Annotated in this window: 17 protein-coding genes and 1 pseudogene; 8 read left to right on the top strand and 10 right to left on the bottom strand. The window is 69.2% G+C overall.

Features of this window, described 5'->3' with window-relative positions; all coding sequences use genetic code 11:
- Window positions 1-357: 357 nt before the first annotated feature.
- Both ABZS97_RS02215 and ABZS97_RS02210 read right to left on the bottom strand, forming a co-directional pair.
- Window positions 358-1,050, bottom strand: coding sequence for a response regulator (locus ABZS97_RS02215; RefSeq protein WP_356132544.1), 693 nt, complete (start codon window positions 1,048-1,050; stop codon window positions 358-360).
- Window positions 1,047-2,738, bottom strand: a complete 1,692-nt coding sequence (locus ABZS97_RS02210; RefSeq protein WP_356132542.1) for a sensor histidine kinase — start codon at window positions 2,736-2,738, stop codon at window positions 1,047-1,049. The genes ABZS97_RS02215 and ABZS97_RS02210 overlap by 4 nt, the downstream gene beginning before the upstream one ends.
- A 235-nt stretch (window positions 2,739-2,973) precedes the next feature.
- Between ABZS97_RS02210 and ABZS97_RS02205 the strand changes: the two genes are divergently transcribed.
- From ABZS97_RS02205 to ABZS97_RS02195, 3 genes are all read left to right on the top strand, one after another.
- A complete protein-coding gene (locus ABZS97_RS02205) occupies window positions 2,974-3,834 on the top strand; it encodes an ABC transporter ATP-binding protein (protein WP_356132540.1) in 861 nt (286 codons plus the stop codon).
- Window positions 3,831-4,715, top strand: coding sequence for an ABC transporter permease (locus ABZS97_RS02200; RefSeq protein WP_356132538.1), 885 nt, complete (start codon window positions 3,831-3,833; stop codon window positions 4,713-4,715). Before ABZS97_RS02205 ends, ABZS97_RS02200 begins: the two co-directional genes overlap by 4 nt.
- A gap of 63 nt (window positions 4,716-4,778) precedes the next feature.
- Window positions 4,779-5,873 (top strand): ABC transporter substrate-binding protein, encoded by a 1,095-nt coding sequence (locus tag ABZS97_RS02195; RefSeq protein ID WP_356132536.1) that lies wholly within the window; start codon window positions 4,779-4,781, stop codon window positions 5,871-5,873.
- A 194-nt stretch (window positions 5,874-6,067) separates the two neighbouring features.
- Here ABZS97_RS02195 and ABZS97_RS02190 read toward each other — a convergent pair.
- Window positions 6,068-6,235: pseudogene (locus ABZS97_RS02190) on the bottom strand (NAD(P)/FAD-dependent oxidoreductase); the annotation flags it as partial.
- A gap of 151 nt (window positions 6,236-6,386) precedes the next feature.
- The gene (locus ABZS97_RS02185; protein WP_356132534.1) at window positions 6,387-7,463 is read right to left on the bottom strand and encodes a sodium-dependent transporter; all 1,077 of its coding nucleotides are present in this window, start codon (window positions 7,461-7,463) and stop codon (window positions 6,387-6,389) included.
- A 169-nt stretch (window positions 7,464-7,632) separates the two neighbouring features.
- On the opposite strand from ABZS97_RS02185, the gene ABZS97_RS02180 reads away from it, so the two are divergent.
- From ABZS97_RS02180 to ABZS97_RS02170, 3 genes are all read left to right on the top strand, one after another.
- On the top strand, window positions 7,633-8,472 hold the full coding sequence (locus ABZS97_RS02180; protein ID WP_356132532.1) for a hypothetical protein: 840 nt from the start codon (window positions 7,633-7,635) through the stop codon (window positions 8,470-8,472).
- Window positions 8,473-8,624: 152 nt separating this feature from the next.
- Window positions 8,625-8,774, top strand: coding sequence for a hypothetical protein (locus ABZS97_RS02175; RefSeq protein WP_356132530.1), 150 nt, complete (start codon window positions 8,625-8,627; stop codon window positions 8,772-8,774).
- 205 nt (window positions 8,775-8,979) lie between these two features.
- On the top strand, window positions 8,980-9,516 hold the full coding sequence (locus ABZS97_RS02170) for a hypothetical protein (protein WP_356132528.1): 537 nt from the start codon (window positions 8,980-8,982) through the stop codon (window positions 9,514-9,516).
- 7 nt (window positions 9,517-9,523) lie between these two features.
- Here the strand turns inward: ABZS97_RS02170 and ABZS97_RS02165 are convergent, their stop codons facing one another.
- The 5 genes from ABZS97_RS02165 to ABZS97_RS02145 are packed head-to-tail and all read right to left on the bottom strand — an operon-like array spanning window position 9,524 to window position 13,511.
- Window positions 9,524-10,900, bottom strand: coding sequence for a HAMP domain-containing sensor histidine kinase (locus ABZS97_RS02165; protein WP_356132526.1), 1,377 nt, complete (start codon window positions 10,898-10,900; stop codon window positions 9,524-9,526).
- A complete protein-coding gene (locus ABZS97_RS02160) occupies window positions 10,897-11,559 on the bottom strand; it encodes a response regulator transcription factor (protein WP_356132524.1) in 663 nt (220 codons plus the stop codon). The genes ABZS97_RS02165 and ABZS97_RS02160 overlap by 4 nt, the downstream gene beginning before the upstream one ends.
- On the bottom strand, window positions 11,513-12,244 hold the full coding sequence (locus tag ABZS97_RS02155) for a phosphatase PAP2 family protein (protein ID WP_356132522.1): 732 nt from the start codon (window positions 12,242-12,244) through the stop codon (window positions 11,513-11,515). Before ABZS97_RS02155 ends, ABZS97_RS02160 begins: the two co-directional genes overlap by 47 nt.
- On the bottom strand, window positions 12,241-12,846 hold the full coding sequence (locus tag ABZS97_RS02150; RefSeq protein ID WP_356132520.1) for a phosphatase PAP2 family protein: 606 nt from the start codon (window positions 12,844-12,846) through the stop codon (window positions 12,241-12,243). The genes ABZS97_RS02155 and ABZS97_RS02150 overlap by 4 nt, the downstream gene beginning before the upstream one ends.
- Complete coding sequence (locus ABZS97_RS02145; protein WP_356132518.1) at window positions 12,843-13,511, bottom strand: DedA family protein; 669 nt, start codon at window positions 13,509-13,511, stop codon at window positions 12,843-12,845. The genes ABZS97_RS02150 and ABZS97_RS02145 overlap by 4 nt, the downstream gene beginning before the upstream one ends.
- Before the next feature lie 408 nt (window positions 13,512-13,919).
- On the opposite strand from ABZS97_RS02145, the gene ABZS97_RS02140 reads away from it, so the two are divergent.
- Complete coding sequence (locus ABZS97_RS02140) at window positions 13,920-15,560, top strand: hypothetical protein (protein ID WP_356132516.1); 1,641 nt, start codon at window positions 13,920-13,922, stop codon at window positions 15,558-15,560.
- An 18-nt stretch (window positions 15,561-15,578) separates the two neighbouring features.
- Here ABZS97_RS02140 and ABZS97_RS02135 read toward each other — a convergent pair whose 3' ends face one another.
- The gene (locus tag ABZS97_RS02135; protein ID WP_356132514.1) at window positions 15,579-16,382 is read right to left on the bottom strand and encodes a polysaccharide deacetylase family protein; all 804 of its coding nucleotides are present in this window, start codon (window positions 16,380-16,382) and stop codon (window positions 15,579-15,581) included.
- A 265-nt stretch (window positions 16,383-16,647) separates the two neighbouring features.
- On the opposite strand from ABZS97_RS02135, the gene ABZS97_RS02130 reads away from it, so the two are divergent.
- On the top strand, window positions 16,648-17,073 hold the full coding sequence (locus ABZS97_RS02130) for a BlaI/MecI/CopY family transcriptional regulator (RefSeq protein WP_356132512.1): 426 nt from the start codon (window positions 16,648-16,650) through the stop codon (window positions 17,071-17,073).
- Window positions 17,074-17,076 lie beyond the last annotated feature (3 nt).

Below are 17,076 nucleotides of genomic sequence, written 5' to 3'. Positions count from 1 at the left end.
CGCGGAACTCGTCGATCAGGTCAGGCTTGACGCACTACCGGGCGATGTCCCGGCTGTGCAGCTCCAGGTCCTTGCCCTGCGCTGCAGCCAGCCCGATCTCGACCGCCTCGGCCACGTCGCAGTTGAGGAACGTGATACCGGGATTTGAGACCAGCCCGGTGGCACTCGCCGACGAGGAGGTCCGCGCGCACCTGCGGCTGGTGCGGAGTAAGGGCGGACCGAAGGGGGATGGCTCCTGCTCCGTCCCATGTACACCGCGAGTGGCTTGCCAGCCAGTTTCAAGGTGTCCGAGCACCCCAGAGGCGTCTTCGGCCGACAAGTGCTCGAGCGGCCGCATGACGGCATCCACGCGCCCGGTCAGTGGACGATGCGGTAGCGGTGCTCGGGGCGGCCGGTGGCGCCGTAGCGGAGTTCGAGGCGGACCATGCCCTCCTTGACGAGGTAGGAGAGGTATCGCTGGGCGGTGGCGCGGGACACGCCGGTGAGTTCGGCCGCCTCGGCCGCCGACACGGGACCGTGAGCCTGGCGCAGGGCCTGGTGCAGCAGGGTGAGGGTGGGTGCGGAGTGGCCTTTGGCCGGAATGCGGGGCACGGCAGGCGGCCGGGCGGCGCTGAAGAGGGCGTCCACGTCGGCCTGGTCGGTTTCGGGGGCCGTACCCAGGGCGTCCATACGGTGCTGGAGCTCGCGGTAGGCGGTGAGCCGTTCGGCGAGGTCGGGCGCGCCGAAGGGCTTGACCAGGTAGCCGACAGCGCCGAGCTTCATGGCGACCCGCACCGAGGTGATGTCCCGGTCCGCGGTGATCATGATGGCGTCCGGGCGGTCGCCGCCCTCGTCCCCGCTGAGCTGCCGCAGCACGTCGAGTCCGCTGCCGTCCGGCAGGAAGATGTCGAGCAGCAGCAGGTCCGGGTGGAGGGCGCGCACGGCGTCCAGTGCCTGGGCCACGGTCGCCGTCTGGCCGACCACCTCGAAGTCCTTGACCCGGGACACGTAGTCGCAGTGGATACGGCTCACCCGGAAGTCGTCTTCCACCACCAGAGTCCGGATCATCATCGACCGCCTCCCTCGGCACCGTCCGCTTTGCCGGCCGATACCGGCAAAGCCGTCGTGAACAGTGCGCCTTGCGGGGTGGGGGCGGTGTCGGGCACCGGCAACGTCATGGTGAAGACCGCGCCCGGCCCCTCGCTGACCGTAATCGTGCCGCCGTGCCGCTGCACCAGCCGGTGGACGAGTGCGAGTCCGAGGCCGCGCCGGGCGGTGCCCCTGTCCGGACGGCTCGACCAGCCATCCTCGAAGATCGACTCGGTGGTCCCCGGCGGGATGCCCGGGCCGGTGTCGGCCACCTCCACCCGCACCACGTCGACGGCCTCGATCAACGACAGGCGTACCTCGGGACCGCCCGGCCGAGCCGGGCCGGTCGCGGACGCGTCGATCGCGTTGTCCAGCAGGTTGCCGACGATGGTCAGCAGTCGGCGCAGGTGCGGCGGTTCCTCGCCGAGGGCGGAGTCGTCGCTGAGGACGATGCGCACCCCACGTTCGGCGGCCACCGTGGTCTTGGCGACGACCAGTCCCACGAGCAGCGGGTTGCCGATCCGTTCCCGTACGGATTCGGTCAGCGCCTGCTCGGCGCCGGCCGTCTCGACGGCGAACTCGTAGGCGGCGTCGTGGTCGCCGATGTCCAGCAGCCCGGCCACGGTGTGCATCCGGTTGGTGAACTCGTGCTGCTGGGCGCGCAGCGCGTCGGTCAGCCCGCGCACCGAGTCCAGTTCGCGCAGCAGCCCGATCAGCTCGGTGCGGTCGCGTACGGTGACCACGGCGCCCAGTTCGCGGCCGTGCAGGGCCACCGGCATCCGGTTGACGACCAGGCAGTGGTCGTCGGTGAGCACGCTGATGTCACTGCCGGCCAGGGTGCCGTCGAGGGCGCGGCGCAGCCTCCCGTCCGGCAGTACCTCCTCCAGCCTGCTGCCGAGCGCGGTGCCGAGGCCGAGCAGGTCGCGGGCCTCGTCGTTGACCACCGTGATCCTGCCGTCGGGGTCGAAGGCGATGACTCCCTCGCGGATGCCGTGCAGCATCGCCTCCCGGTCCTGCAACAGCCCGGCGATCTCCTCCAGTTCCAGCCCGAAAGTCGTCCGCTTGAGCCGCCTCGCGAGCAGGAACGCGGCCGTCGAGCCGAGCGCGACGGCGATGGCGCTGTACAGGCCGAAGGTGGGCAGCTCGCGCCATAGTTCGCCCAGCACATAGTGCTCGGGGATGCCCGCGGACACCTCGCCGACCAGCGTGCCGCCGGGCCCGTACAGCGGAGCCTTTCCGTTGGCTGAACGCCCGGTCGCTCCCTGGTCGGTGCCGACGTGCGCCTTGCCGTCCAGCACCGCGATCTGGTCGCCCGTCGGTTCGCCGACCAGGGCCGGGTCGGGGTGGGAGTGGCGGATGCCGTGCAGGTCGAGCACGACCACGTATGACGCGCCCGACGCCTTGCGGATGCGTTCGGCCACGGTCTGCACCACGTCGCCGCCGCCCCCGTACTCCATGGCCCGCCGGATCTGGGGTTCGGCGGCCGTGGTCTGCGCGATGGCCAGCGCCCGCTTCTCGTAGGCACGGTCGATCTCGCCCCGCTGCGCGAAGGCGAACAGCAGGAATCCAATCACCCCGGTCAGTCCCAGGATGATCAACTGGCTGGCCAGGATCCGCGCGGAGAGCCGCCCTTTCCCGCCGCGGCCGATCGGGATACGGATGGGTGTCACGGGTGTCTCTTGCCTGTTGTGCGGCTACCGGGCGCGGCCCCTGCGCCGTACCCGTGGTGGCGTGATTGTGCCCCCGTCACTCCCATTCTGCCCACCCCTGACCGGCTGAGCAGAACGCGCAAAACCATGGGTAACACGGCTAACGCGAGATACGTATGAAACAGCGACGTAATACTCGGCGGCCTCTAGCGTCTGCCTTCCTCGACCTCCGAGGTCAGGAAGGAGACAGCTTCAGATGGCTTCGCGAAACGATGTCGCGGTGAGCCTGGTCGCCGAGAGAGTCGGCCAGGACAGCGCGCGAGTCGAGATTTCCGGACTCACCAAACGATTTCTGACTCCTGCGGGTGAGGTGTTCACGGCGCTGCAGGACGTCTCGTTCACGGTGGAGCCCGGCCAGTTCTGCGCGGTGGTGGGTCCGACCGGATGCGGCAAGTCGACGACACTGAGCCTGGTGTCCGGGCTCGACCGGCCCAGCGAGGGATCGGTCAAGGTCGGCGGCCGTGAGGTGGACGGTGTCACCGACGGCGTCAGCTTCATGTTCCAGGCCGACGCGCTACTGCCCTGGAAGACCGTCCTCGGCAACGTGCTGATGGGCCCCGTCTTCCGCGGTGTGCCCAAGCAGAAGGCCCAGACTTCGGCGCGCGACTGGCTGCGCAGGGTGGGCCTGTCGGGCTTCGAGGACCGTTACCCGCACCAGCTCTCCGGCGGTATGCGCAAACGCGTGGCGATGGCCGCGGCACTGATCAACGAACCCCGGATCCTGATCATGGACGAGCCGTTCGGCGCCCTGGACGTGCAGACCAAGGCGATCATGTCGACGGAGCTGCTCGGCCTGTGGGAGCAGATCCGGCCGTCGGTCATCTTCATCACCCACGACCTCGACGAGGCGGTGGCGCTCGCCGACCGGGTCGTCGTCATGACGTCCGGCCCCGGGTCGGTCAAGGCGGTCTTCGACATCGACCTGCCCCGCCCGCGCGGCTCGGTCCAGGAGATCCGTTTCCAGCCCCGCTTCATCGAACTCCAGCACCAGATCTGGGATTCGCTGCGCGAGGAGGTGGAGCGCGCCTACGCACGCACCGCAGGAGGTAAGGCATGAGCAGCACGATGTCCGCCGTTTCCCCCGCCCCCGTCAAGGGCAGTGCACAGGTCCCGGCCGCGGCCGCCGCCAAGCGCGCCGTCCGGCGCCGCATCGCCCTGGTGTGGGCGGGACGCATCGGCCTCGCGGTGTTCGTCATCGGCGGCTGGCAGGCGTTCACCACCTGGGGGATCGTCGACCCGTTCTTCTTCGGGCAGCCGTCCGGCATAGTCAAGCGGCTGGTGGACCTCTTCCAGCACGGCACCGAGTTCGGGTCCTTCTACTCGAACATCTGGACAACGATCCAGGAGGCGCTCGTCGGCTTCGCTCTCGGGTCCGTCACCGGAGTGGTCTTCGGCGTCGCGCTGGGCCAGAGCCGTTTCCTCGCCGACGTACTCGGCCCCTACATCAAGATGGTCAACGCGATCCCGCGTATCGTCCTCGGCTCGATCTTCATCGTCGCGTTCGGCATCGGTGTCCTGCCGAAGATACTGCTCGCCGCGGTGCTGGTGTTCTTCATCGTCTTCTTCAACGCCTTCCAGGGCGTCCGTGAGGTCGATCGCAACATCCTCGCCAACGCCAAGGTGCTCGGCGCCTCGCAGATGCAGATCATCCGGCACGTCATCGTGCCTTCCGCCCTCACTTGGATCATCGCCAGCCTGCACAGCGCCTTCGGCTTCGCCATCGTCGGCGCGCTGGTCGGCGAGGTGCTCGGCGCACAGAGCGGCCTCGGCCTGGTCATCAAGACCGCGCAGAACAACTTCGACCCCAACGGGGTCTTCGCCACGATGCTCGTCATCTCGGTCATCGTGCTCGGCGCCGAGTGGCTGATCGGCAAGCTCGAACACCGGCTGCTGTCCTGGCGCCCGCCGACCCCGTCCGAGGCGTCGAACGCGCTCTGATCCCGTCTCTCCCCCTCCCTGTCCCCTCCCTTGTTCCATCTCAGAAAAGGAATGTGACCAGCCATGTCCAGACGACCCGTCGCCGTCGCCGCGTCTCTCCTCACCGTCCTCGCTCTCGGCGCGGTCAGCGCCTGTTCCGGCAACTCCAGCGCCAGCACTGCGAGTGGCGGCTCCGGCGGCACGCCGACCGTCAAGCTCATGGCCGGCGGCCTCGACAAGCAGATCTACCTGCCGTACCAGCTCGCCCAGCAGCTGGGCTTCTACAAGAAGTACGGCGTCAACGTCCAGCTCAGTACCGAGCAGGACGGCGGTGTCGGCGCCGAGGAAGCCATGGCCTCGGGGCAGGTGGACATGGCGGGCGCCTGGTACAACCACACGATCGAGTTCCAGGCGAAGGGCAAGGCGGTCGAGGACGTCGTCCAGCTCTCCGGCGCGCCGGGCGAGCGAGAGATGTGCACCAAGAAGTCGGGCGTCACCTCGGGCGCCGACTTCAACGGCAAGACCCTCGGCGTCACCGACCTGGGTTCGGGCACCGACACGCTCACCCAGTTCCTGGCCGCCAAGAAGGGCGTCAAGACCAGCCAGTTCCACCGGATCGCGGTCGGCGCGGGCTCCACCGCCGTCGCCGCGCTGCAGAAGGGCAAGGTCGACTGTGTCATGACGACACAGCCGACGGTCGCCGCGATCCAGAAGAAGGGTGTCGGTACCTCCGCGATCGACCTGGCCACCACGAAGGGCGCCACGGCAGCAATGGGCGGTGCCTATCCCGCGGCCAGTGTGCTCGCCCGCACCGACTGGGTGAACTCGCACAAGGACACGGTGCAGAAGGTCGTCGACGCGCTCGTCGCCACCATGCACTGGGTCAACACCCACAGCGCGACCGACATCGCGAACAAGCTGCCGGCATCGTTCGTGTCGAACCAACTGGTGACCAAGGCCGACTACATCCAGGCCCTGACCGAGGACAAGGGTCAGTTCCTCCCGGACGGCATCATGCCGGCCGGCGGCCCGAAGACCTCCCTGGCGACGGAGCAACTGGTCGGCAACGTGAAGGGGTCGGTGGACCTCAGCAAGACGTTCACCAACGAGTTCGCTCTGCGGGCCAACAAGACTGAGGGATTCAAGACCACCACTACCGCGGCGGGGCCGACAGGCTGAGCCCCTGCCGCACATGGGCCGCCCAGGAGACAGTCACACCTGGGCGGCCCACGCCATTCACGCATGATCGGCGGCCCGTGCGCCCTCGTCCGCGGCGTGGACGTGTCGTGCAGGCGGTACATCGCCTGGACGTCCAATTCCAGCTGGACAGTCGGTCCGACCAGCGCGATCCGCGTGCCGACACGGCGCGCCGGTCAGCGGGCGGTGGTCCACCGCAGCGCGTCACGGGCGATGCGCGTGGAGGCGAACTCGGTTCTGGCCACGAACCGCATCATTGGTCCGAACATCGGGGCGGCGAGCGATCCGGTGAAGTACAGAACGGGAACTGAAGATTCGAAGGTTCCGGTTAGATGGGGGGCCTCGCCTGCTCCCGGCCTACGAGGACTGTGTGACCTTCCGCAGGACGAGAGTGACTGCTTGGGACACAGGGCCGCTTCGGACTTCCCTTCAAAGGAACTGCACCTCTCCCGCTTGGTGTTTTCCGGGCCCGGATAGGGAGGGCTGTAGCAGTGCCTACGGTGGGGCAGGGCAGGGCGGGTGCCGATGACCCGCTGTCCGCGCGACCCGGCTCGCGGCCGTCTTCTGTAGCAGCCCGTAGGCGAGCACCGGCAGCAGCAGGTGCGGCTTGTCGGGCAGTGTGGTGGTGATCAGGACCGCGCTCGCGCTGCTGTTGTTCATGCCGCAGGCGAGCGTCAGTGAGGAGGAGGCGGGGGCGTCCAGGCGCAGGAGCCGCGCGGCGGTCCGGCCCAGTACGAAGGACAGCAGGCAGACGAGCGCCGCCACGACCAGTGCCGCCCCGAACAAGAGCGGGCGCGGGTGCGCGAGGAAGGAGCCCAGGGCACCACTGGCGTTCACGTAGGTCAGCACGAGCGATCCGGCCAGCGCCACGGGCACGATCACGCGCAGGGCCCGGCTGAGCCACGCCGCCGGCAGCGCGAGTCGGAACAGGATGCCGACTGCACAGGGGAGGACCACGGTGACGAGGGCGAAGCCGCCGTGAGCCGTATGGCCGGTCATGGCGAGTGTGTCCGCGTAGCCGTCGTCGAGGAGCGGTACCAAAGTGGTGATGACCAGCGGGATGGTGAGCGGGCTGAGGAGCGTGGAGGCGAGGACGAGTCCCACCATGGTGGGTTGGTCGCCGTCGCCCTTGCCGGTCCATACGGTGGCTCCGGCGGCGACGGGCATGGCCACGATCAGGATCATCGCGGTGATCAGTCCGCTGCCGCCGTCGCTGTCGGGGGTGTGGTGCAGTCCGAATGCGACGACGGGGATGACCAGGAGCGGGATCATCAGATGCAGGACCAGCCCGGCCAGCAGGGCGGTGGGCTTGCGGAGCAGGCGGCCCAGCTCGCGGACGGGTACCTGAAGGCCGGCGGAGAAGAGGACCAGGGACAGCAGCAGCGGGGCGGTGCTGAGCGGCAGCCCGATCCCACCACCGAGCGGCACTGCGTGGTCCTTGCGCAGCCACAGGCCCGGGCCGGGCAGCAGCAGGGCGGCGACGTACGACAGCACGACGGCCCTGCCGAGCCGGCGGCGCAGCCAGCCCGTCGCCCGGTCAGTGGGCGGGCGGGAGACAGTCGGATGGTTCAATGCGGCCTTCTTCCAGGGTGGCGGGCGGGGCGGGGCGGAACGCCGCTATGCAAGAACCTGGATCACGAGTCGTCATGACACTCATGGTGCTCTGGTGGGGCGGATGGGGAAGCCGATGCCGCACGGCAGTCAGGATGCGTTCAGGTATCGCGTGACACCTTCGGGCCTCATGACATATGAGACCTCACAGACCCCTGCGGCCCCTATGGCCGGCGGCCAGGTGGCGCCCTCCGGTCGCCGACTGGGCTGGAACAAGGTGCCCGAAGTCACCGCCTACTTCTGGATCATCAAGGTGCTGTGCACGACGGTCGGCGAGACCGCGGCCGACCTGCTGAGCGAGAAGGCCGGTCTCGGCCTGACCGGCGTGTCGGTGCTGATGAGCGCCCTGCTGGCGGTCGTCCTGGTCGTGCAGTTCCGCACCACCGCGTACCGCGCGGGTGTGTACTGGCTCGCTGTCGCGTTGATCAGCGTCGTCGGCACGCTGGTCAGCGACAACCTCACCGACAACATGGGCGTGCCGCTGGAGACCAGCACCACCGTCTTCGCGATCATCCTCGCGATCGTCTTCGTGGTCTGGTACCGGCGTGAGCGGACCCTGTCCATCCACCACATCGACACCACCAGCCGTGAGTCCTACTACTGGCTCGCCGTCCTGTTCACCTTCGCTCTCGGCACTGCGGCCGGTGACTTGGTTTCCGAGCGCATGGCCCTCGGCTACTGGCTTTCCGTGGTGCTGTTCGGCCTGGCCATCGCCGCGGTCGCGCTCGCGCACTTCAAGCTCGGTCTGGACGCGGTGTGGAGCTTCTGGATCGCCTACATCCTTACCCGTCCGCTCGGCGCGTCCATGGGGGACTACCTCTCCCAGCCCACCGGCGACGGCGGCCTGGGCCTGGGCACCGTCATCACCAGCGCCCTGTTCCTCGCGGTCATCCTCGGCATGGTCGTGTATCTCTCGGTTACCCGCAAGGACGTGGCGCAGCCTCAGCACACCGCCCGACACGCGGCCTGAGCAGGCACACGGCTGGCGTTCAGGATGCGTTCAGGCTGACGCTGCCAAGGTCGAATCCGGCGACCGCCTTCACGGTCGTCTCTTCTCACAGGGCGCTCGTCCCCCATCGCGGGGCGGGCGCCCTGCTGTTCGACCGCATTGGAGCCCCCACCTTGCAGAAACCGGACATGCTCACCGACCTCGATGTCGCGAGCACGACCAAGTTGGTCATGAAGAAGCTCCCCGAGGTCACCCTGGCGTTCTGGATCATGAAGATCGCCGCGACCACTCTCGGCGAGACGGCCGGCGACCTCTTCGCGTAGACCCTGAAGCTCGGCTACTTCCTCACCACGATTGCCCTGTTTGTGCTCTTCGTGGTGACGCGGGTTGTCCAGCTCAGGTCCAACCACTACAACCCGTTCTTCTACTGGACCGTGATCCTGTCGACCAGCATGGCCGGCACCACGATGGCCGACTTCATGAACCGAGACGCCAGTACCAAGTTCCTTTCCGGCGGCGCCACTTCGCTTGGCTGGGGCCCGCAGGGCCTCGGCCTCGGGCTACCCCACTGGTGCCGCGATCCTCATCTCGATCCTGCTGGTCATCTTCGCCGTCTGGAAGGCGACCGGGATGACGTTCGTCATCCGCGACATCGTCACCTTCCGTGGCGAGGCGCTGTTCTGGTCGGCGATCCTCGTCTCCAACACGCTCGGCACCTCCATGGGTGACTTCCTCTCCGACAGCTCCGGTCTCGGCTACGCCGGCGGTGCGCTGCTTGTGACGGGGGCGCTTGCTGTCCTCGTGGCCCTGATGAAGGTGCCGGTGGTGCAGAACGTGCTGCTGTTCTGGATCGCCTTCGTCCTGACCCGCCCCCTGGGCGCCACGGCGGGTGACTTCCTGACCAAGCCGGTCGCCAAGGGCGGCCTCGTCCTCGGTACCGCGGGATCGTCTGCCGTGCTGCTTGCTGTCCTGGCCGGCCTGATGGCTTACGCGCAGGTTCAGGAGCGCAGGACCGCCACCCCGCGAACATCGGAGGGGGAGGCGGTCGCCCAACAGGCTGGCTGACGGCCTGTCAGCCGGACGGCAGGTCAATCAGGAAGTGTGCTCCGGAGGTGTGCCCAGGGTCGTGGGAGACCTCGCCGCCGACGGCGCGGGCCATGCGCCGCGCAAGTGGCAGTCCCAGGCCCGCTCCATCGTGCCCGTCCTCGGGGGCGGCACGGCGGCCGGGCTGGAAGAGGTCGTCGAGGAACGCCTCCGGCACACCGGGACCGTCGTCGGTGATGTCGATGCGGACGCCGCCGGGCCGCTGCCGGGCGGACACGGTCACCGTGGCGCGGGCGTAGCGGACCGCGTTGGCCAGCAGCGGGCTGACGATGCGTTCGAGCAGGGCGGGCGCGACGCCCGCCTCGAGCCGTACGTCCCGAACGTCGACGGCGATCTTCACCTGATCCCGTGCGTCGAGGTTCTCGACCAGCCGGTGCAGGACGGGTACGACGGCGGTGACACCGACGGCCGTGGTGGCGTTCTGCGCGCTCTCGCGGGCGTCGTTCAGCAGCGTGTCGCAGATGGTGCGCATGGACTGGGCGGAGTCGGCTATCACTTCGTGGGTGGCTCGGGTTTCGGCGGTGGAGCGGGGACGGGCGCGCCACCAGTCGAGTTCGATGATGATCCGGGTGAGCGGGGTGCGCAGTTCGTGCGACAGCTCGCCGGTCAGCTGCTGTTCGTGGCGCAGGACGGTGCGGATGCGGTCCAGCAGCGCGTCCAACGAGGCGCCGAGGCGGGAGAGTTCCGCCGGGTGGTCCTCGGCTCCGAAACGCTGGTCGGAGCCGACGGCGCTCCACTGGGTGGCCTGATCGGTCATGGTGCGTACAGGGCGCAGCGCCCGTCCGACGGCCAGGCGTGTCAGCGCGTAGGTGCACGCGAGCATGACGGCGTCCAGGATCAGGGAGCCCAGCAGCAGGGTGTCCGCGGAGTTGCGGTACGGGGCGAGGTCCAGGGCCGTGACGACGATGGCGGTGCTGCGCCGGCCGGACACGGGCCTGGAACACAGGCGGACGAAGCGGGGGTTCTCGGTGTGCACGGTCGTACAGACCCGTTTCCCCTGTGCGGCGAGCCGGTCTGCGGCCCGGGTCAGCATGCTGTCGGACGCGGTGGACGGGGGCTTCTCCAACAGCCGTGTTCCGGCGTAGATCCACACGTTCGCGTCGAGAAGTTGGTCGTTGACGGTTTCCAGGACCCGCACCCGGGGGCCGCTGGTGTCGATGGTCGTGGCCACGGCGGCGGCGCGGTTGCGCAGTTCGTCGCCCGCCTGGTGCTGCAGGTGCCGGTCCATCACGATGTTGAACGCCACGGTCAGGACGGTCATCAGGAGCGCGGCGGTGGTCAGTGCCACGAGGGAGAGCCGGCCGCGCAGAGTGCGGGGCGCCAGGCGGCGCGGAAGACGGTTCATGACAGCCGGTGCCCGATCCCGCGTACCGTCGTGAGACCTAGGCTGCTGCTGGTTTCACGCAGCTTGCGGCGCAGTCGGCTCAGGTACTGGTCGAGGGTGTTGTCGCTGACCTGTGCGCCGTCCGGCCAGGCGGCCCGGACCAGTTCACGGCGGGCTACGAGGGTGCCGCCCGCGGCCACGAGCGTGGCCAGTAGCCGGAACTCCGTCGGGGACAGGTCGACGTAGGCGTCGCCGACTCGCGCCGTGTGCCGGGTTGCGTCCAGGACCACATCTCCGGCCGTGGCCACGGCCGGAGGCCCGGCGCGTTTCAGCGCGGCCCGCAGGCGGGCAATGAGTTCGGCGAGGTGGAACGGCTTGGGCAGATAGTCGTCGGCTCCGGCGGAGAATCCGGACAGCCGGTCGGTGAGGTGGTGGCGGGCCGTCAGGAAGATGATCGGGGCGGCGAATCCGTTGGCGCGCAGCGCCTGGCACACATCCCGGCCGTCCGCGTCGGGCAGCCCGACGTCCAGGACGACCGCGGCGACGTCGTCGGTGGCCAGCCGCAGGGCGGTGGCGCCGTCGGCGGCGGGCACGGGTTCGAACCCCTCGTCCAAAAGGCCACGGCGCAGCACGTCACGCAGGGCGTGATCGTCCTCGACGACCAGGATTTTCCGGCGCATGGTCCTCCGTTGGATCTTCCGGCGCACAGGGAGTGCCCGAGACGAACGATGCGGGCAGCCACCGGGCCCTTGCATACAGCCACACTCCGGACCATCCGATGGCGAACAGCCAGCCCCCGATGACATCGGAGAACCAGTGCACCCCCAGATAGACCCGCGACAGGGCCACCAGCACGCCCCAGCACCCGACGACGACCCGGAGCGAGGTGGCGCCGCGCGGGCCGCGCAGCGAGAGCGCACCGATCAGCAGCCCCGCATTGAGGGCCGCCGTCGTGGTGTGCCCCGAGGGGAACGCCCAGCCGCCCGCCGACGCTGCCCAGTCGGCATGAGCTGGACGCGGCCGCTGGACGAGCGCCATCACCCCGTAGCGCATCGCCTGTCCGATGCCCAGGCAGACAAGGCTCAACGCGGCGGCCCACATCAGTTGACGCATCGTTCGCCCCGCCACCACGCCGGCCAACGCTGCGAGGACATAAGGGACGACGCCGCTGCCGGTATCGGTCACCCCTCGGGCCAGAGACACGGCCACGTCCGGCCGATGACCGAGCGACCAGGACAGGAAACCGTCGTCCGCCCACAGCGGAGCGCCACGCTGGCCGATCACCACCATGGTGAGGATGCTGAACGCCACGTAGGCGCCCAGACCTATGGTGCCCGCCAGGTCGGAGGCATCACGCCGGTTCATGAGGCGGTCAGTAGCGGGCGCAGGCGGCTGGAGCCGATCCACCGGACCACGGATGGCGACCACCGTCGCAGAACGAGCATCGAAACGAGCGCGACGAGTCCACCGATCAGCACGCCGGCCACGACGTCGTGCGGATAGTGCGCGCCGACCCATACCCGGGAGACTGCCATCGCCAGGGCGGCCACGGCCGCGACCGTCCCCAGCCGACGCGAGACGAAGAGCAGGGCGACGGCAGCGGCGGCCGCGATCGCCGCGTGGTTGCTGGGGAAGGACCAGTCGCCGGGCGCCGGACACGTCTCCAAAGTCTTCACCCGCAGGCTCTGGCACGGCCGGTCCTCGCGCACTGCCAGCTTCACCAGGGCATTCACGCCATACGCCACGATCACGACCACCGGTACGGCCAGCGCCCGCACTGTCGCCGCATCCCCAACCCGTCGCGCGAACCACCAGCCCACTACCGCGAGCACGGCGAACGCCGCGAGCCCGTACGTCGACCAGAACGATGCCGCGCTGTCCAGCCAGGCCGGCGCATGCCGGGCCAGACGTACCACGTCCAGGTAGGCGGAGCCGTCGATCGACGATCCGTCGAAAGCCATGATCACCTGCGTCCCCCCTCGGGCCGGGCGTTGCGCCGAGCCCGGTACACCTCGGCAGCAAGGGGGAGCAGCGACACGAAAATGATCAACGCCACCAGCGGTAGCAGGTAGTGGTCGACGTTCGGGATCGACGAGCCCAGCGCATAGCCGGCGAGGGTGAGACCGAGGCTCCACACAAGTCCGCCGATGATCTGCCACAACGTGAACGCGCGTACCGGCACCTCCAGTGCGCCGGCCATCGGATTGAGCACGGTACGCACCACCGGCACGAAGCGGGCCAGCACGATGGCCTTCGCATGTCCGTATCGCTCCAGCAGTTCCTCGGCGCGTTTCGCACCCTCCTGCAGACGCTGTGAGCCGCTACGGGCCAGCAGCGCTCCACCTGCCTTCCGGCCGAGCAGGTAGCCGCACTGGGCCCCGGCCAGGGCGCCTGCCGCCGCCGCGACCAGCAACGGCCCCAGGGACAGGTGTACACCGCCCTCGGCGGAGCCCGTGCACAGCAGTCCGGCCGTGAACAACAGAGAGTCGCCCGGCAGGAAGAAGCCGACCAGCAGTCCCGTCTCGGCGAACATCGCCACCCCGACGCCCAACACGCCGAACGCAGCCAGCAGTGAATGGGCGTCCAGCACGTTCACGGCCAGCTGTGATGCCGGATGGATCGGTGTGGTCATGGCGAGGAGTCCTTCCGGCAGACAAATTCACGCAAACTGCTTACCGACTACAGTCTTGTAGACGCATGGTGGAACTGTAGACGATCGAGTAGGGGGTAACAGTTCCCGTCTCCGCCATGGGTGGGGGATGTGGGGAATCCCGTGCCTGCGATCCGTCCGGACGCGCATCGAGGCCTCGACGGAACCGCACTCGCCGAGCTTACCTCTACGAGATGTAGTAGATGTTCTATGGGTGACCGGATGTAAACGGTCACTCGAACGGAAGTCGAGGCAGAGGAGACGGGCGTCATGGCTGACACCGGCACCGGGACTCGGCGGCGTGCGGCCACGAAACCGACGGCGCCACCCCCGACCCCGGCCCGGGTGTCCGGTGTCGGGGACGCCGGGCCCCAGCAGTTGCATCGCGGAATGACTCTCGTGGCCACGATCAGCCTGTTCATCGGGACACGGGCCGCCTGGACCACCGCGATGGCCTCACGTCCGGCCGTCGCCGGCGTCATCTCCGTCTGCTACGCCTCGATCCTCATCTGCGCCGTTCTCAGCCTTCTCGTGCGGAGCCGCCGCGGGCTGATCAGGGTCGACGCCGTCGTACTGATGACTGCCGTCGCACTGGTGATCTGCGGCTACCTGCTCGATCACGCGGGTAGCGACGAGGGAGCGCTGACCGCGCAGGCCGCGAACGCGATCCTGCACGGCCAGCCGGTCTACGGCCAGCCGTGGCCCTGGCTGTTCGACACGTCGCGCGTCGGGATCACCAAAACCATGTCCGGCAGCGCCGACTACACCTACGGATACCCGCCGCTGACCGCGCTGCTCGCGGCCCCGGTGCACGCCGTCGTCCACTCGACGGCGGCCGCCACTCTGGTCACCACATTCGCGCTCCTCGTCTCCTCGGTCCTGCTGTGGTTGTTGCTGCCGGCACCCTGGAGATCAGCCGCCACCGCGGTCTGTCTCGGCTTCGGTTTTCTGCCGCACTACGCCTACGCCGGTTATCCGGCAATCACCGCTCTCGCCTTGCTTGTCCCTGTGGTGGTCAGCTGGCCCGTCACGGGTGAGGGCGGCCGTCTCGGCTCAGGGGGAGTGTTGCGGGCGGCGTGCCTGGGCGCTGCCTGCGCGGCCCAGCAGCTCGCCTGGTTCCTTGCCCCGTTCCTGCTGGTTGGTCTGTACGCCGTCCGGCGCGGGGAACTCGGCCCGAGGCAGGCTCTGGCGGTGACTTCCCGCTACACGGCCACCGCGTCTCTCGCCTGGGCCGCGGCCAACGCGTACTTCGCCGTTCAGGACTTCTCCGCCTGGCTGCACGGCGTGCTGCTGCCGCTCGGCCAGAAAGCGATCCTGCACGGCCAGGGGCTGATGGGCATCTCCTACTACTTCACCGGCGGCAGCAGCCGCCTCGACTACTACTCCTATGGAAGCCAACTGCTCCTGCTCGGCCTGCTCGCCGCCACCCTGCTGTTCGTCCGGCGGCTCGGCCCCGCGCTCACCGTCCTGCCGTGGGTGGCGTTCTACTTCGCCACCCGTTCCCAGGACGGCTACTTCCTGATGATGACCCCGCTGTGGCTCGCGGCCGCCGCCACCGTCCCGGCTGCCGCATTCGCCACCGCCTGGCAGCCGCGTCTTCCCCACGTGACCGGCCGCCGTGCCAAGGCGGTCGTGGCGGGCGGGTTGCTCGCCCCCGCGCTGGTATGTGTCGCGATCGCCGCGGCGAGCCCGCCGCCCCTGCGCATGAGCCTCTCGCCGCACTTCGCCACGCACCACGCGCGCATGGGTGTCACTGCCATCGACGTGCGGGCCGTCAACACCACCGGTACGGCGCTCACCCCGCACTTCGCGAGCCGCACCGGCCAGGGCGCCTCCAACTGGTGGACCATCACCTCCGGTCCCGCGGTGCTGGCCCCGCACGCCACCGCCGAATACGACGTGAAGCCCGCGGGAGGCTTCCGCGCGATGCCGGCCGGCGTTGGCCCGGGGACCTATCTCATCGCCGTCACCGGCACCCCGATGACGATCACCACGGCTCACGTCCCGCCTGCTCCTGCCGCGATCCAGTAGGGAGGGGACCAGGCGGGCCTACATGCATGGGTGTGCCTGGCAGAGCCGCGGCATCTGCCGGAGAGACGCGTTACCGAGGCCGTACCCCGACTGCTCCGCGTTCGTGCTGGTCAGCCGTGGTCGCGCAGTGGACCGACGCCGTAACCCCGTTGCTGACAGGTGTCGAGGATCCGGGGGCGCGCCCCCAGCGTCGAGCGCCAGGCGCGGAGGTGCAGTCGGAGTCGTGGAGCAGGACCGTGCCGCGCCGTTCAAGTCGGCGGTGACGGTGCGGTGGACGGACTCGGGCGTGGCGCGCTGTCCAATCCTCTCCCCAGCACGTCCAGAGCACGGGGGTGAGGCCGAGGCGGCGGGCCGCGAGGTGGGCCGCGGTCGACATGACGCCGTACGGGGCCCGAAGAGCACGGTCTGCCGCCCGGTGATCGCGGCGACGGTGTCGCTTGCCCGGCTGAAGTCGTCGTAGGTGGCGCGCGGACCGCGCAGCAGCAGGGGGCGGTGCAGCCAGGCGTGAATGCCGATCTCGTGGCCGGCTGCGGCGACCTCGCGGGCCATGCCGGGGGAGCGATGTGCCTCGCTGCCGAGCAGGAAGAACGTGGCCTGCACCCGGCGCTCGGCGAGCAGGCACAGGAATTGCGGGGTGGAGCGAGGGCCTGGGCCGTCGTCGAAGGTCAGGGCGACATGGTCAGGGCGGCCGCGCCCCGCGAGGCGGGGCATGACGCGGTTGCGCAGTGGCCCGAAGGTGGAGACAACGGGTGCGGCGTGGGCCGCGGTGAGGACGGGCAGGGCGGCCAGGGCGGCCGTGCGCAGGGTCCTGGCGGCGTTCACGAGTGGTGGTCTCCCAACCGGGAGGTGGTGCGGTCCGGTGGGAACGCGTCGATATCGCGGCGCGTTGCTGGGGAACAAGTCCGGCGGGCGCGGGTCTGAGGCGCCGTGTTTGCGGCATGGGGCATGAGGCTTCCTCCATGCATGACAGGAGCGACGGAACTCTACGAGTTGTAGCAGTTCGCGGATCGAGCCCGGAGTGTACCTCCTACAACTAGTAGGAGGTTGCGGGGTACTCTGTGCGGGCGAATGGCGAAGGGAGGTTCCGGTGGAGGAGCGAGGGGACGAGGGTGTGTCCGCGGTGTCGGGCCGGCGGGCCCGTGGTGAACTGGAGAGCGATGTCCTTGCCGCGCTCTGGGCCGCCGACGGACCCCTGACGGCACGTCAGGTCCGGGAAGCATTGCCGGGCGACCTGGCCTACACGACCGTCCTGACCATCCTGTCCCGGCTCTACGACAAGGAGATGCTCGCCCGGCACCGTGAGGGCCGCGGCTACGCGTACGAGCCTGTGCGGGACGAGGCGTCGCACACCGCCCAGTGCATGCGGTCGCTGCTGGAAGGCGGTTCCGACCGTGAGGCGGTTCTGGCGCGCTTCGTCTCGGAACTGTCCGAGCAGGACGAGCACGTCTTGCACCAGCTCCTGTCCGGGCACGATGCTCACGCCGAGGGCGATCGCTCCGGAGGGAGGGCGTAAGGC

It is taken from the genome of Streptomyces sp. NPDC005485 (assembly GCF_040606085.1).
Lineage (GTDB): Bacteria > Actinomycetota > Actinomycetes > Streptomycetales > Streptomycetaceae > Streptomyces.
The sequence above is the reverse complement of the archived record's forward strand: the minus strand, read 5'-3'. Positions and strand labels throughout refer to the sequence as shown.

Bases quoted from the DNA above. Each gene is read 5' to 3' on its own strand.
- ABZS97_RS02195 (WP_356132536.1), top strand. From the start codon at position 4,779: ATGTCCAGACGACCCGTCGCCGTCGCCGCGTCTCTCCTCACCGTCCTC.
- ABZS97_RS02160 (WP_356132524.1), bottom strand. From the start codon at position 11,559: ATGCGCCGGAAAATCCTGGTCGTCGAGGACGATCACGCCCTGCGTGAC.
- ABZS97_RS02215 (WP_356132544.1), bottom strand. From the start codon at position 1,050: ATGATGATCCGGACTCTGGTGGTGGAAGACGACTTCCGGGTGAGCCGT.
- ABZS97_RS02180 (WP_356132532.1), top strand. From the start codon at position 7,633: ATGACATATGAGACCTCACAGACCCCTGCGGCCCCTATGGCCGGCGGC.
- ABZS97_RS02200 (WP_356132538.1), top strand. From the start codon at position 3,831: ATGAGCAGCACGATGTCCGCCGTTTCCCCCGCCCCCGTCAAGGGCAGT.
- ABZS97_RS02140 (WP_356132516.1), top strand. From the start codon at position 13,920: ATGACTCTCGTGGCCACGATCAGCCTGTTCATCGGGACACGGGCCGCC.
- ABZS97_RS02165 (WP_356132526.1), bottom strand. From the start codon at position 10,900: ATGAACCGTCTTCCGCGCCGCCTGGCGCCCCGCACTCTGCGCGGCCGG.
- ABZS97_RS02155 (WP_356132522.1), bottom strand. From the start codon at position 12,244: ATGAACCGGCGTGATGCCTCCGACCTGGCGGGCACCATAGGTCTGGGC.
- ABZS97_RS02145 (WP_356132518.1), bottom strand. From the start codon at position 13,511: ATGACCACACCGATCCATCCGGCATCACAGCTGGCCGTGAACGTGCTG.
- ABZS97_RS02205 (WP_356132540.1), top strand. From the start codon at position 2,974: ATGGCTTCGCGAAACGATGTCGCGGTGAGCCTGGTCGCCGAGAGAGTC.